Raw genomic sequence first — 15,738 nt, 5'->3', positions numbered from 1 at the left:
GTATTTTTCGGATGATTATATTTAACTATTTGATAAATAATGATTATTTAAATTGGCACGCAATTCGCTGTTGGTTATTCAGTTATCAATTTTACTGACTGGAAAACCACAGCCCGATGGACAAGGTTAAAACCAAAAAACAACTTAGCTGGTTAAACAAATACCGATTGCCGCTGATTTTATTAGCGGCAACATTGTTGGTGTTGTTATTAATTAATCAGGTTAAAGCCAGTTTTAACGCGGTGTCGGTCAATCGTCAGCACATTATTTTGGCCACTGTTCAGCACGGTGATCTGGATGTAACAGTTAACGGTTATGGTGTGCTTAAACCCAACAAAATGCAGCTGTTAACGGCACAAAGTGACGCTACAGTAAGTGAAATTGTGCGCAAACCCGGCGCGGTGGTAAGCGAAGATAGCATCATAGTGAAACTGCAAAACCCTGAGTTGGATCAGCAGGTTAATAATGCCCGCCAGCAACTGGCGCTTGAACAAGCCAACCTGCGCCAATTAGCGCTAACCCAGCAGCGCGAAAGGCTGGATGAAAATGCGCGCCTCGAAGACATTCGTGCACAACATCAATCAGCTGAATTAAAAAAACAGGCCGAAAACAAACTCCTGCAAGCTGGCATTATTTCCGCGCTGACCTATCAGCAAACCGATATTCAGGAGCAGCAACTCAAACAACGGCTGGCTATTTTACAGGCGCGTTTTGACCAGCTCAGTAAAGTGCATCAGGAAGCACTGAAAATTCAGCAGGAAAAAATCAAACAGCATCAGGGACAACTGGATATTCAGCTGGCACGCCAACAGGCGTTAACCGTGCGTGCCGGTTTTAACGGCGTATTGCAAAAATTGGATGTGGAAGTGGGGCAGCGCCTGAGTACCGGCGAGCAAATCGCCTTGATTGGCAGTGTGACCGATTTGGTCGCGCTAGTGAATGTGCCGCAAACCTCGATGAGTGATGTTGAGCTTGGTCAATCCGTTACCGTGAGTATTCGTGATGAGCAAATTAAGGGCACAGTGAGCCGCATTGATCCGATTGTTGAAAATAACAATGTGGAAGTGGAAGTGGCGTTACCTGAAAAGTTGCCAGTCAGTGCCAGACCGCAACAACAAGTGGATGCACTGATTAATACCGGCCATTTAACCCAAGTGAATTATCTGGCATTGCCGGCCAACACCAGAGCCAATCAAATTAAACAGCTTTATCGGTTGCTGGCTGATAGCAACGAAGCGCAAAAAGTAGAAATGAAATTTGGCCGTATCGCTGGCCGCTTTATTGAAGTGTTATCGCCTGCAGCAGTGGGTGAGCAGTATGTGATTTCGGATTTGAGCAACTATTCACAGTCTCAAATTCATATTGATTAATGTAAGGACAAACACATGACAAATTGGGTGATTGAATTACAACAACTTAGTAAGATTTTCGAAACTGAGGAGCTGGAAACTCACGCATTACAAAACATCAGTTTTAGTATTGCGCAAGGTGAATATGTATCCATATCCGGCCCGTCAGGTTGCGGAAAATCAACCTTGTTATCGATACTGGGCTTATTGGATGTGGCGTCATCCGGCAGTTATAAATTGCTGGGACAGGATGTGACTACATTAAATGCTAATCAGGCTGCGGAAGTGCGTAATCTTAAAATTGGCTTTATCTTTCAGTCATTTAACCTCATCGATGAATTAAGTGTGCTGGATAATGTGGCGCTGCCTTTAACGTATCAGGCTAAGCCACCTGCAATGGCAGAGATTATCAAACGTGCTAAAGGCTGTTTGGAAAAAGTGGGCTTGTCGCATCGTGCTAATCATAAACCGGCGCAACTTTCGGGTGGACAACAACAACGGGTGGCCATTGCGCGCGCACTGATTGCCGAACCAGCAATTTTACTGGTGGATGAGCCTACCGGTAATCTGGATTCTGCCAGTGGTGACAAAGTGATGCAGTTGCTGGATGAGCTTAACCAACAAGGCACCACCATTTGCATGGTAACGCACGATCCACGTTATGCCGATATGGCGCAGCGTAAAATTCAGCTGCTGGATGGGGAGTTACTTACCACACCTCAAGTGACCACCCTGGCAGGCTAACATCATGGATTTAGTGTTATACCGACTTTTTCAAACCTGGCAAAGCTTGCGCACTAAGCCGGGTCTGATATTTAGTGTGGTCGTCAGCATGGGGCTTACTCTGGGGGCTTTGTTGGCGGTGTCTGCACTGGCTTATGTAATATTTATTAAAACCTTGCCTTTTCCTGATGCTGAACGCCTGTATCTGGTTGAACATCAGCTAATCAATGAAAAACAGCAAATTGATGGCCGGGCGTTTACTTATCCCAATCTGGAATATCTGTACAAACAGCAACAGGTGTTTGATAAAAGCGCCAGTTTTTATGTGGATGCTGGCATCATCATGTCGTTGCCAAAACGACCTATGGCCGAAATAAGCTACGTGACACCAGAGTATTTTCAATTGCTCAATCCCGCAGTGGCGCTGGGGCGTTTAATCTCAGACAACGAAGGTGTCGATCAGTACAAACCCGTGGCAGTTATTAGTTATCGACTATGGCAACAACAATATGGCGGTTCTGAAGATGTGTTAAGTCAAAGCCTGAATATCAATGACCAGTCTTTCCAGATTATTGGGGTATTAGCAAAGTTGGCACCTGGCTTAGCCATTGCCGGTTACAACCAGCAAAGTGATGTATATGCTCCGTGGGATTTCAATACGGTTGACGCAAGGAGTCGCAAACGCTGGGGTAACGATGACGGTGGTTTGATGATGCTTGGACTGCTCAAAACATCAATCACGCCTGAGCAAGCCAACCAGCAGCTAACCCAGTTAATGAACAACAACTGGCAGCAACAAGTAAGCCATATCGACTTTTTTAAAGAATGGTCGGTGGCAGCGCAGTTACAGCCACTAAAAGACTATTTGCTGGGCGACAGCCAGCAAGCCGCGTTATTGCTGTTTTTGGGCAGCATTGGTTTGGCAATTATTGCACTGGCCAACTTAACCAATTTGCTGTTATCACGTACCGCCGAACGTCAGCATCCATTGGCGATCAGTGCGGCGTTAGGCGCTAGCATCAAGCATATTCGCACGAATGTTTTTACCGAAATTATGTTGTTGATGACCATGGCGATGACAGTCGCGCAGGGCGTTATGCTGTTATTAATTGCATTGATGCAGCAATATTTAACTGACTATTTACCCTACTTGCAGCAGTTACACATTAGTGGTTTGAGTTTATTGTTTTCTGCTTTGTTGTTGGTGGTGATAAGCGTGGTTCTCACCCTGATTTGTAGCCGCACCATTGATTATCAGGCATTAAATAATCAGTTACGTGGTAGCGGTAAAGGTACTGGCGTTGCGGTGAAAGCCTCAACTCGCCATTGGTTGATCAGCTCACAAATTGCAATTGCTTGTTTGTTACTGATGAGTAATTCATTGCTTACCACCCAGTCACTGAATTTGCTTAATCAACCCCTGGGTTATCAAACCGACAATATCAAGGCATTGGTGACTTCTGTGCCTGAGGGAGAAGGTGATTTAGCACTGCTCAAACAGCGTTTAGCGCAACATCCACAAGTGGAACGGCTGAGCCAATCTATGCGGCCTGATATTTTCCCAACACTGGCCCTGAGTAACCAAGCAGACAATGCGCGCTTTTCAGTATTAGCCAAACCGGTGGATGAAGCCTATTTCAGTTTATTGGAGCAGCCTTTATTGCAAGGCGCTATGTTTACTGCGCAGGATAACCAGCAGCGCAATAGTGTGATAGTGGTAAATCAGGCCTTTGCTGATCGCATCAAAACTTATGGCGAAGTGATAGGTTATACCTTTGATAATGGTGCGCGCATTGTGGGCATTGTTGCCAATACGGTAATCGCAGGTAGCACGGCTCAGGAACCGGCTTTTTATTATCCCGCTGGCCCCAGACGCAATATGTTTTTAATTAAATTTCACCAGGGAGCATCCTTAAGTCAGGCCGCTGTGCAAGCGATTATGACTGATGTGCAACCCCAACTTAGCGTGTTTAGCTATCAGTCACTGGATTATTACAATAATCAAGGCTGGAAAACCGCGATGATCACTGCCGTCAGTAGCGTGGGTATTAGTCTGTTAACTGCGTTGTTAACCGGTGTCGGGATTTATGGTGTTTTAAGTTACATCTGTCGTATGCGTCGCACTGAATTGGGTACACGATTGGCTATTGGCGCTAAACCACTGCGTTTGGTGCAATTAATGATGGCGACCACTCGTCGCGATTTTTTACTCGGTGCCTCCTGTGCTGTTATGGCACTGGTTATTTTGATGTGGATGTTCGATGGATATCAAAATATTCAACTGGTTTCTGAATTACTGCCAATCATTGCGTTAAGTTTGTTATTTGTTGGTGGCTTATTGGTTATCGCGGCGTATCTGCCACTACGGATTTGGCTAAAACAGCCAATCGCCCATTTGCTTAAGGGAGAATAAGCATGTTGTCAGGTAAAGAGTTTTTCCAAATGCGCATGGCATGGCTGGGATTAAAGCGCTATCCGGGATTGATCTTGAGTGTGGTCAGCACCTTAGGTGTAACCCTCGGTGCCTTATTGTGCGTATTAACACTTGGTTATTTGCTGTTATTGCAACCCCTGCCTTATCCTGAACAAGATAGCTTATATAAAATTGAGCACCAGTTCGTTAATAATAAAAACACCGGAGATATGCGCTACTTCACTTACCCAGGTGCCGTTAGTGTGTATCAACAGCCGACACTGTTTGATAGTAAAGCCTTGCTGTCTTATGGCGAGAATATACTGGCTTCTATTGCCAGTGAACCGCGGGTAAATACCACTTTTGTCACCCCGGAATGGTTCAGTTTGACTGCTATGTCAATGTATCTTGGTCGTGGATTCTCGGTAGAAGAAGGGCTGGAACATTATCAGCCAGTGGCGGTGATTAGTTATCATCTGTGGCAGCAACAGTTTGCCGGGCGTCAGGATATTTTGGGGCAATCTGTCGAGATCAATGATATTCAGTTCAAGATTATTGGTGTCAATAATCAGGACTATGTTGAGCCGCAATTGTACCAAAAAGGGCGCGATACCGATATTTGGTTACCCTTTGATTACAATGGTTATGATAACTTTAAGCAACGCTGGGGTAATTTTATTCGCTCACTGGTACTGGTCGGTAAACTCAAACCCGGGGTGACTTACCAGCAGGCCGGACAACAGTTAACGGCACAACTGAATCCCATGTGGCAGTCACAGGTAGCCGGTATATCGGTTTTTAATGGCTGGAGTATTGACCTTCATCTGCAATCTTTACAACAAGTGCTGCTTGGCAACAGTAAACGCAATGTGTACTTACTGTTGGCGGCGGTAATGGGGTTGGTACTGATCGCCTGTGGCAACATTATTAATCTGTTTATGTCTTTTAGCGCCAGTCAGCAGCATAACTTAGTGATTCAAACAGCGCTGGGCGCCAATAAAAAGCACTTATTTGGCTATTTTCTCGGTCAGTCGATATTGATTATGCTGATGGTAATGGCATTGGCATTGTTGGTCAGCTGGCTAGGCTTTATGGTAATGCAAACTTATTTTGCCGGATTATTACCCAGGGTATCCGAGTTGCATCTGAGTTGGATGACCTTGTGCTGTACCCTTATCTTACTGTGTCTGTTTAGCTATCTATTTGCCTGGGCGAGTTATCGTAGTATCAGGATTAATGCACTGGCGACACAGCTTCATGGTGGCGGTAAAGGCGTGGCGAGTCAGGTTTCTCCGCGTACCCGTAAGGCGCTCATTATTAGCCAGATTAGTCTGACATCAGTGCTGATCTTTGCAAATTTAACGTTGCTGTATACCGCAGTGGCACAAATTAACCGGCCGGATGATTTGCATATACAAAATGTTGAAGCGTTGAGTATCAGTGCTGTTCATCAGACCGATGTTGAGATGCAGCAAGATAATCAGGATGTGGCGCAAATTCGGCAGCAGTTACTGGCATTACCGCAGGTCGAGCAGGTTAGCCAGTCACATTCTCCATTGAAAAAATTTAGTGTGTGGTCAATTAACAAAGTCGGCGATACGCAAATTTTTACTCCCCATTCCGCGTTGATAGATGAAAACTATTTGCCGATGTTTGCTCAGCAATTGGTTGCCGGGCGCAACTTCACTCGTAAGGATGTGCAGCAACAAGCACTGGCAGTGATAATTAATCAAACCCTGGCCAGACAGTTGCTACCCGATGGAGATGTACTGGGTACCCAGATCACCTTTGGTGGGCCACGGACAATGCGTATTATTGGTGTGGTTAAAGGGATGCAGATGCCGGGAGAGGAGCATATACCGCCCCGTATTTATGCGCCATCTTATGCAAATTTTAATCAGTTGATGTTGCGTTTGAAGCCAGGACAATTTTTGAGTCAGGAGCAATTGAGTCAGGCAATTAAGCAAGCAAGTAGTCGTTATGCTCTGTTTGAATTTACTCCCTTGTCTGCTCAGCGTAAAAGTTTGTTGCTTGGCACCTATACCACGGCTATCACGACAGCGGTAGTGATAGTGCTTGGTTTAATACTGGCCGCGATTGGCCTTTATGGGGTGCTAAGCTCCAGTACCGCATCACGGCGCTTTGAGATAGGGACTCGTATGGCTCTGGGGGCTAAAAACAAAGCGATCGTGTCTTTGATTATTCGCGAAAACAGTGCGGCTATAATCAGTGGATTGTTATTGGCCGGTGCAGTGATAGTCAGTTTATTGCTGATGTTTTACCCACAACTGGAGCCTTATATGGGAATGCACTTGTGGGGGCTGTACAGCTTAAACATTCTGTTAATGCTGTCGTTGGCGATGTTTGCCTGCTACTGGCCGTTGCGCAGGTTTTTACAGCAAGCCATCGTATTAAGTCTGAAAAATAGTGAATAGGATTTTGACTTAGACCTCTTTGTTAAAACATAAGGGGCTGCAACCCGGCGTCGCGATCTAATGGTTTTGAATTTTAACGAAATTCATACACCAAAGATCAACACGCCCTAGCGACTTTTAATCATGATATACACCGCCAGAATCACCAGCGATAATCCGGCGAAGTGATAAGGTGTAAAAGCTTCACCCAAAATAATCACCGCTAAAATCGACGTGATAACCGGGCCAGTGGTTCCCACAACACTGGTCTGTTCTGGCCCTAAACGGCTAATCGCTTCTGCCACTAGAAATGATGGGATCACGGTGGCAAATATCGCAATGGTGGCAGTCAGAAGTAGCGCCTCGTTGCCAACATTGAGTGCAGCGAAGTCATGTGTCAGCGCAAAGTGAATAAATATCACCATACTGGCTGAAATCATCGCGATGCAGGTAAACATTAAGCTGCCAACGCGACCAATCAGTTTTTTACTAAACAGAGTATAAAACGCAAAACTGACCGCGCCAATAAACACCAAAAATGTACCCAACGCGACTTCGTCTCCAAGAGTAATGATGTCGTGTCCAAAGATTAAAAAAATACCTAAATAGGATAAACCCAGTACCCAGCCAATATTGCGTGGCATGGGGGTTTTCAGGAACCAGCGCGAGAACAGCACCACTAAGGTGGGGAAACAAAACAACACGACTCTTTCAAGCTGTGCGCTGATGTATTGCAACGCCATCAAATCCAGATAGCTGGCAATGTAATATCCAAGAATACCGAGCAATAATATGACTGGTGCATTGGCAATGTATTCACGCTGTTTCGGTTGATGTTTAAACCACAACACACAACCCACAATAAAATACAGTGGGGCTGCAAATAACATCCTGAGCGCAATAAGTTGGCTACTGTCTACCCCCAGTTGATACACCTGTTTTATCAATATTGGTTTGGTGGAAAACATAAAGGTGCCGCATAGTGCCAGCAATAGACCGGAAACATAGGGGGATTGGAGGCGTTGTAGAAAGTTGTACATTTTTATACGAATTTTCCGGAGCAGTTAGGTTTAAAATTGCACCACCTTGTTACGTTGTGGTGGCAAGGATTGCAAAATTTGCAGGAGCAATGCATGAAAACTCGTATTTTACCCTTTTTCGTGGCTTTACCGGTTATATTTTTGAGCAATAATTTAGCGGCTCAGGAGTATGATTTTTCTGTAGGAAGTGGTTATCCCTTTTTCTTTAATGCAGAGGCTTCAATGCCGGTGCAAGAGCATAAAGGACGAGCCTGGTTAAGTTATCGCGCATCACTCGACCATGGTGCAGCGGTTGGTTACGAGTATGCCCTGGACCACCAAAATCAACATGCTGTTGGTGTTATTGGTGGGGCGCTGGGTATGAAAATGAAAGACTGTCATGGTGATGACAATACCTTTGGCTGCGCGCTTACCGCTGTTTTTTCAGATTCAGCCATTAATGGTTTAGGTGTGACTTATAGTTTTAGTCCCTATGGCTTAAACAATGATGGTTTTAAATTAAGACTGGAAGCGGGACGCGGTAAAATTTCCAATCGTGATGGTTACTACAATGGTGCTAACTTAGTTTTATCCTACCAGTTTTAAACGTAAAAAAACGGCTATCTCAGATAGCCGTTTTTTAGTTGTTACAGATAGTCTGGTTTACCAGTTTTTAATTTTGTGACCTTTAGCCGCATAAAACAGGATAAACAGGTAACAAGGGATCATCATCAGATACGCATGCTGACCACCAAAAGTATCGGCTAAAACACCGTAAAGAATCGGCAATATTGCACCACCTGCAATACCCATAATCAATAAAGCAGAACCTTTAGGTGTGAGTTTGCCTAAACCATCCAAAGCCAGAGGCCAGACCGCAGGCCATACAACCGCATTAGCAAATCCGAACATAGCCACAAAGGTCACAATATCAGGCAGGGTTTGCATACCTGACCAACCCCATAACACTTCTGAAACAAGGGTTGATGCCGGATCTGAAATGACAATGAGTAATGAAATAATGACGCCCAGAGCGGATGACCATAACAAGGCAGATTGTTGTGACAATACACGCGGAATTAATACCAAACCCAGTGCATAACCAACCAGCATAAAGCCCATGGTATAGGAGGTTAAGGTAGTGGCGTTGGCCACACCCAATTTGGAGCCAAACAAACCTATAGTGTCACCGGCAATTACCTCTACACCTACGTAAACAAAAATGGTGATGGCACCCAATACCAGATGCGGGAATTGGAATACTGAGTTTTTGCTGTTGTCAGAACCACCTTCTGCGGCAAGTTCTGCATTTTCATCTTCCAGCTCTAACTCTGGCAGACTGGATTTTTTAATGAATAATGCGGCCAGGATCCAGACAATCGCACCACATAAATACGGAAGAACCAGCCCATCCGCCAGTGCTTTGATTTGTTCGATGCGTTCTGCGTCAGGCAGTGCGTTAACCGATTCAATGGTGACATCTTTAAATTCACCCACAACCAGTGCAGCAAAGAACAGTGGTGCCAGTACACCAGCACCTTTGTTTAATAAACCCATTACAAAAATACGTACGGCCGCTGTTTCTTGTGGACCAATTTTGACGATGTAAGGGTTGGCAGCGGTTTGCAGCAAGGTTAACGATGTACCTACCACAAATTGTGCTAACAGGAATAAGGCAAATGCATGGGTTTCGGCGGCTGGGATAAATAGTAAAAAGCCGGCTGCTACCATTAACAAGCCAATGGAAATAGCATTTTTATAACCGGCTCGCTCTAAAATCCACGCCATTGGCATGGCCATTACGGTGTAGGCAATGTAAAACGAACTGGCGATAAACAGCGCCTGTGTCTGGGAGAGATCACATACAATCTGCAAAAACGGGATTAACGCGCCGTTTAACCAGGTGATAAATCCAAAGATAAAAAATAACAGACCAATTAGTGCTATTGGCACCAGATTGGACTGTGATTTTGCATTTAGCGCAGTAGCTTGCATAACCCATTCCTTATTTGTTGTTATTGTGTGGCCTTTAATTATGTTTAAAGACAGACTGTCCGCCAATCCAGGTAGACATTACCTGTAAGTTGTCGTCCAGCAAAATAAAATCAGCTTTAAAACCTTGAGCCAGTTTGCCCTGACTGTCCTGCAATCCAAGATAAGTGGCCGGGATAATCGATGCCATATTCAGACACTGCTCAAGTGGTAAATTCAAATCCTTGTGGCAGTTACGTACGGCTGTTGCCATATCTAATGCCGAGCCCGCTAAGGTACCATTTGGCAAAGTGAGTTTATCGCCATCACGAATAATTTCGGTATCTAAATAAGGCAGTGATTGAATATCGGAACCCACATGTGCCATGGCATCGGTTACCAGCATAATGTGCTGCCAGCCTTTGGCTTTGATAGCGAGTTGACTACTGATGGGGTGTAAATGATGATGATCGACAATTAAACCGCAGTAGCTGTTATCGTCATTTAATGCCACGCCTACCATGCCGGGTTCACGGCTGGTTAATGGCGACATCGCATTGTAAAGGTGAGTAAATCCACTGGCGCCAGCTTCAAGCGCGCTTAATACGATATCTGATGTGGCATTAGAGTGACCAAGACAAACCTTAACACCGTTGGCGACCAGCTCTTTAATGATATCGGCAGGCACGTTTTCGGGTGCTACAGTTACTATCACTTTGCCCAAATCCTGACGGCAGTATTGCGCTAGTTCTTTGTCACTGACCGGGCGTATAAAATCACTGCTATGAATACCGCGCTTGGGCGTGCTGAGGTGAGGTCCTTCAAAATGCACACCAGCAATACCCGCCATCTTTTGCGCAATCGCCTGAGCCATGGCATCGGCGGCCGCTTCAATAACCGGTAATTCATCTGTGATAAGGGTAGGCATCATGGCCGTGGTGCCATAAGTGGCATGGCCTTGTACCATTTTTTGCAAGGCTTCAGTGGTTGGTGACTGATTAAACAATACGCCACCACCACCATTTACCTGCGCATCTACATAACCGGCGGTAACCAGACCATCCAGTTTAGTGGCCTGGCTGCTATCAACACTGCTACCTAGCTGGTCAATTTTCCCGTGAGCCACGCTAAAAGCGATATTGTCGTGGAATTGACTGCCGTCAAATAGCTGCTTGGCAATAAAAGTCTGGCTCATGGTTTTCCCTAAATGGTTTGTGTGACTTTTTTCAGACCTGCCGGGCTATCCGGGTCAAGGCCCATGCCCACTGCAATCTGTTCAATATCCAGATAAAAACGCTGTAATATCAACAGTGGTGATAAGCGCGGGTGAATGGCTATATTACTTTGATCAAGCTTGCAAACCCTGGCACCACGACGGGTCACTTCGTCAATTTGTTCCTGATGAGATGTCAGCGATTCGTCTTTAACGCTAATATCCACGATAGCCAGTTTCTTTTCAACCAAGGTCACCGGACCATGTAAGAATTCGGCGCTACTGAAAGCCTCGGCATGCACACTACACACTTCTTTGAGTTTTAACGCAATTTCGCGAGAGATGGCGTAGCCAAAACCACGCCCTAACACCACACAGTGATTAAGCGGCGCGACAAAATCAGCATTTAATTGCATCGGCGCTGTGGCTGCTTTTTCCATAGCGGATGGTAAATCGTTTAGGGCTGTCAACAGCTCATCGTCTTGTTGCCAGCACGCGACCATCTGTAACAGCGCGCTTAAGGTTGCCAGATAACTTTTGGTGGCAGCAACGGCTTTTTCTTCATTTGCACCTATTGGTAAAACAAAATCAGCCATTTCCGCTAGTGGTGACGCCTGATCGTTAACCAGGGCTACGGTAAAGGCACCTGAATCTTTAGCGGCTTTGGTTTGCGCCAGAATATCCGGGCTACGACCAGATTGTGAAATACAAATTACCAGTGCACTTTTCAAATTCAGAGTTTGTTTATATACACTGTTAACTGACGGTGCCGCTGCACAAACCGGAATATTGGCCTCTACTTCAATGAGATATTTGGCAAATACCCCTGCATGGTCAGATGAACCCCGGCCCACCATATAAACAAACGCCGGATTAAACGCCCGGATCTTTTCGCCGAGATCGCGACATAAAGGTAAGTTCTTAACAAGTTGGGTAGCGATGATCGAAGGCGCTTCGGCGGCCTCTTTGGCCATAATGCTGGTTGCCATGTTGTTTATTCTCTCACAAATTAGACTAAAGACCTGGCGAGTAAAATCGCGCCAATTTCGGGCGGATGAATTGTTGGGCTGATACGTTGTGTCACCTCATCATCCATCCACTTTTGTATATGTTGTGCCACGCCACCAATCATTGAAAAGCGTGGCGGTTTATTTGCCAGTAAACGTCTGGCCATACGATTTAAATAATCCGCTCCATCCCTGACAATACTTAATGCCAGTGGATCCTGCTGGTTAGCCATTTCCACTACAACCGGAGATAGTTTGGCAAAAAAAGCCGGGCTTTTTCCGGTTATTTGTTCAACCAGTGTATGTGCGCAGTCCACTTGTAAATGCTGCATCACTTTTTCTACCAGTGGTGTGGAAATACCGATGTCATCAAGCGCTTCAAGGGTTTTACTCACTGCGGTCAGACCTAACCAGGCACCACTGCCTTTATCACCCACGCCAAAACCATGGCCGCCCATTTCAAAGTATTCACCCTGAATCACAGAAACACCAGATGAGCCGGTACCGGCAATGATCACGGCACCGTCACCCCCGTCATGGGCACCTAAACAGGCGATATGCAAATCGGTTGCGACATACATTTGTGCAAACGGATGTTGCCAGTTTTGTACTAACTGTCGGTAGGCCGGGATATTAACCCCAGCCAATCCAATGCCGGCATAGATATGAGCGAGTGACGCATCGTTCAGACCTGCTTCGGCTAATGCCTGTTGTGTCGCATCTAAAATAGATGTTGTTGTTTGTTCAATACCACGTAACGGATTGGCCGGACCGGATAACCCCTCGCCAAGCAACTCACCTTGTGCGTTTTCCAGTCGGGCTTTGCATTTACTGCCACCGCCATCGATACCGAGAAATAGTTGTTGTGACAAACTCACCATTTAACTCCTGAGTGCCGGAGTGCATTGGAGTGCAACACACGCTTCCAGCGTAACATATTTGTTAGTGTAAAATGTTATGACAGCGTTGTCATTTCATTTTTTATTCTAATATATAAAATATATATGGATTATTTTATTCTTATGTATCGGCTATGGTAATCCGTGCCTGCGAGGGTACTGCGAAATAACAGAGACGGTTGATAGTCAATGGGTTGCTCGTATGTCATCCATTCACTGCTATCAGCTGATTTATATTCAATGGACAAGCCAGGGTAATAACTGTTGGCGTGTAGTTTTCCATCGATGTTTTTAACGCCCGGTGTAGGCATGCGGAACAATATGTCGTCTTGTGCCAGTGCAGGCATAACATACTGAACCATGGTGTGGCTAAAGCCACTCCAATCCTTTAATTCATCTGCTTTGCGGTCAGAATCAAAAAATTTACTGTCTTGTGAATAGGTCTGCCCGGCGCGGTAAGGTAGTGCCCAGTCTGCTGTATGCCATGCGCGTTCCGCAAAAGCGATCAAGCGCGGGAACAACATATATTCCACTGTGCTGTCAGCTCGGATTGTCTCACTCCAGAATTGCGCCTGAATACCGGTAAAGTGCACGCCTTCATTTTTTGGTGTTTTGTCGGCAGCCGTATAGGGATTACCCATATTATCCGGCCAGATTTCAGCATGTGCTGGCAGGTTTTCAGGCATAAACTCGAATAACTCGAAGCTGTCGGTAGAGCGTGAACCCCAGTAATAACCCGGCTCCTGAGGATCTTTTTGATAAGGGAAATCGAAATACAGCATGTCAGGCAGAGATAAAATGGTATCCCAACCACGGTTTGCCATTTCCTGTGCGCCATTATGGCCTTGCCAGAATAAAGTATCCCACACATTAGATTGTGTATTGGCCGGCAGTTTTGCTGCATCTACGTGGCTTAAACCGTCGCTCCATGCTCCGGCAATCAGACCTTTGCTTTCAACCAGTCTGGCTACTTTGGCGACAAAATAAGGTGTAAGTTGTTTTGTTGAATCTAACTCATCGGTGTCTGCAATCAGCTTTTTACAGGCTGGAGAATCATTCCACGCGCCGGCGGTTTCATCGGCACCAATATGGTAACGGCGCAACGGAACACCGGCTTTTTGGTGCAGTTTGGTTACTTCATCAATGATTTTTTCAATAAATTTGTAAGTGGAATCCACACAAGGATTCAGTGTGTTGTCATTATAGTGCTGAATCGAACTGTACTGGCTCTTGTCATCTAAGTCAGATAACAAAAATTCTGTGGCTTTTTCACTTTGTTCAGATTGAATGTATTTGTTGTAACGTACTTGCATGGCCTTTACTGCGGCGCGGGAATGCCCTGGCATATCGATAGCAGGGATCACTTCAATCTGACGAGCGGCAGCGTATTTAAGGATATCAATATAATCCTGTGTCGTCAGGTAGCCGTTTACCGGACTATCTTTATCCGGGCCAGCGCCTAATTGTGGTGATAAACAACTTTGCTCGCTTAAATCAAAACAGCGATAGGCACCCACATCGGTCAGCTCGGGTAAACCGGGAATTTCCAGACGCCAGCCTTCATCATCAGCCATGTGCAGATGCAGTTTATTAATTTTATATGCACCTAATTGTTTAATGACCTTTAGAATCAACGCTTTGCTATGAAAATTACGTGAAATATCCATGTGTAACCCACGAAAATCGTAGCGGGGTACATCGGTTACTTCACCTAAAGGTAAGGCATTACCTGACTGTTCAATCACCTGGCCTAAAGTTACTAACGCATAAAACACGCCAGCGTCATGATTGGCTGTAATGTTGATGCTTTGTGGGGTGACATCAATTTTGTACCCCTGATCACCCAAACTTGTTTGCTTTGATTGAGTAACATTAACTTTAATGCCTTGGTCAGATAAGGCGATTTGTTTGTCTTGCAATAGCTCTACCGCCGCTTCAAAACGTTGTGCAGTATCGGCATCCAGAGATAAACCCTGCGCGGTATTCAGGTGTTCGGGCTGCCAGCTGGCTTGCTGTAATTTGGGAATTACACGAATGGATTGCCGGGTCGCACTGCCCATTTGCGCATTGATTTGTGCATGGCGGTCATATAACCAGTCGGCGGTAGCCAGTGGCGTGTTATCTTTTGCCCCACGTTCTGTTTGAGCGGGTGTTTCAAAGGCAGTGATAAAAGGCATATGTGGAATTTGGCGGTCTTCGGTTTTTACTTCCTGAGTGGCTGCGATAACTCTTGGTGCTAAATCCCCCGCCACTAAAATATAATTGGGAGTGAAGTCCGATTCTGCCGTGCGCCAGCCATTGCCTTTAAACGGAATGGTATAGGTTTGTCCGGCTTTATAATGTGAAAGCTTAGGTACTATGGTGTGTAAATCACCGTTAATGCGGGTGATATCAAATTCATTACTTCCATCCCATGCGATTGGCGAGGTATTGCTGAAATAAATTTTCCAGTCGTCTGAGTTGATGTCCTGTGGAAAGGTAAGAGTCAGCTCAGCCAGATAACACTGGTTATTGTCTTTGGATGGACAGTTTTCAACGTTTACATTGCTTTTAACGGTGAGCGATACATCCATATCTTTGGCCAGAGTATTAACCTGGGTCTGATCCAGTTTGTCACTGGATGACTGATTGGGGCTACATCCAGCCATCAGTCCACTCATACATAGCGTTAAAAGCAATAATGGTTTCATCGTTGATCTCTCTTTTTGTTTTTATGTTTCAATGACACTG

General features: G+C 45.4%; 11 protein-coding genes. 5 read left to right on the top strand and 6 right to left on the bottom strand.

Annotated elements, in window-relative coordinates:
• Window positions 1–116 precede the first annotated feature (116 nt).
• The 4 genes from H8B19_RS07530 to H8B19_RS07515 are packed head-to-tail and all read left to right on the top strand — an operon-like array spanning window position 117 to window position 6,920.
• Window positions 117–1,370, top strand: coding sequence for an HlyD family secretion protein (locus H8B19_RS07530; protein ID WP_186506199.1), 1,254 nt, complete (start codon window positions 117–119; stop codon window positions 1,368–1,370).
• A gap of 15 nt (window positions 1,371–1,385) precedes the next feature.
• On the top strand, window positions 1,386–2,093 hold the full coding sequence (locus H8B19_RS07525; protein WP_186506198.1) for an ABC transporter ATP-binding protein: 708 nt from the start codon (window positions 1,386–1,388) through the stop codon (window positions 2,091–2,093).
• A gap of 4 nt (window positions 2,094–2,097) precedes the next feature.
• Entirely contained in the window at window positions 2,098–4,485 is a 2,388-nt protein-coding gene (locus tag H8B19_RS07520) for an ABC transporter permease (RefSeq protein WP_186506197.1), read from the top strand.
• Window positions 4,486–4,487: 2 nt separating this feature from the next.
• Window positions 4,488–6,920 carry an ABC transporter permease gene (locus H8B19_RS07515; RefSeq protein ID WP_186506196.1) on the top strand — a complete coding sequence of 811 codons (2,433 nt, stop codon included), beginning with the start codon at window positions 4,488–4,490 and terminating at the stop codon, window positions 6,918–6,920.
• 107 nt (window positions 6,921–7,027) lie between these two features.
• Here the strand turns inward: H8B19_RS07515 and H8B19_RS07510 are convergent, their stop codons facing one another.
• Window positions 7,028–7,939: a DMT family transporter gene (locus H8B19_RS07510; protein WP_186506195.1), complete on the bottom strand. Its 912-nt coding sequence runs from the start codon at window positions 7,937–7,939 to the stop codon at window positions 7,028–7,030.
• Between the two features lie 93 nt (window positions 7,940–8,032).
• On the opposite strand from H8B19_RS07510, the gene H8B19_RS07505 reads away from it, so the two are divergent.
• On the top strand, window positions 8,033–8,524 hold the full coding sequence (locus tag H8B19_RS07505) for a hypothetical protein (protein WP_186506194.1): 492 nt from the start codon (window positions 8,033–8,035) through the stop codon (window positions 8,522–8,524).
• A gap of 57 nt (window positions 8,525–8,581) precedes the next feature.
• Here H8B19_RS07505 and H8B19_RS07500 read toward each other — a convergent pair whose 3' ends face one another.
• The 5 genes from H8B19_RS07500 to H8B19_RS07480 form a co-directional block, all read right to left on the bottom strand.
• Complete coding sequence (locus H8B19_RS07500; RefSeq protein ID WP_186506193.1) at window positions 8,582–9,913, bottom strand: sugar MFS transporter; 1,332 nt, start codon at window positions 9,911–9,913, stop codon at window positions 8,582–8,584.
• Window positions 9,914–9,947: 34 nt separating this feature from the next.
• Window positions 9,948–11,084 (bottom strand): N-acetylglucosamine-6-phosphate deacetylase, encoded by a 1,137-nt coding sequence (nagA, locus tag H8B19_RS07495; RefSeq protein ID WP_186506192.1) that lies wholly within the window; start codon window positions 11,082–11,084, stop codon window positions 9,948–9,950.
• 8 nt (window positions 11,085–11,092) lie between these two features.
• The gene (gene nagB-II / locus H8B19_RS07490) at window positions 11,093–12,091 is read right to left on the bottom strand and encodes a glucosamine-6-phosphate deaminase NagB-II (protein ID WP_186506191.1); all 999 of its coding nucleotides are present in this window, start codon (window positions 12,089–12,091) and stop codon (window positions 11,093–11,095) included.
• Window positions 12,092–12,111: 20 nt separating this feature from the next.
• Entirely contained in the window at window positions 12,112–12,990 is an 879-nt protein-coding gene (nagK, locus tag H8B19_RS07485; protein WP_186506190.1) for an N-acetylglucosamine kinase, read from the bottom strand.
• Between the two features lie 128 nt (window positions 12,991–13,118).
• The gene (locus H8B19_RS07480) at window positions 13,119–15,656 is read right to left on the bottom strand and encodes a family 20 glycosylhydrolase (protein WP_186506189.1); all 2,538 of its coding nucleotides are present in this window, start codon (window positions 15,654–15,656) and stop codon (window positions 13,119–13,121) included.
• Window positions 15,657–15,738: the final 82 nt, after the last annotated feature.

Origin of the sequence: Neptunicella marina (assembly GCF_014270035.1) — a bacterium.
GTDB classification, from domain to species: Bacteria; Pseudomonadota; Gammaproteobacteria; order Enterobacterales; family Alteromonadaceae; genus Neptunicella; species Neptunicella marina.
Note: the sequence above shows the minus strand (reverse complement) of the source record. Positions and strands in the feature narration are given on the sequence as shown.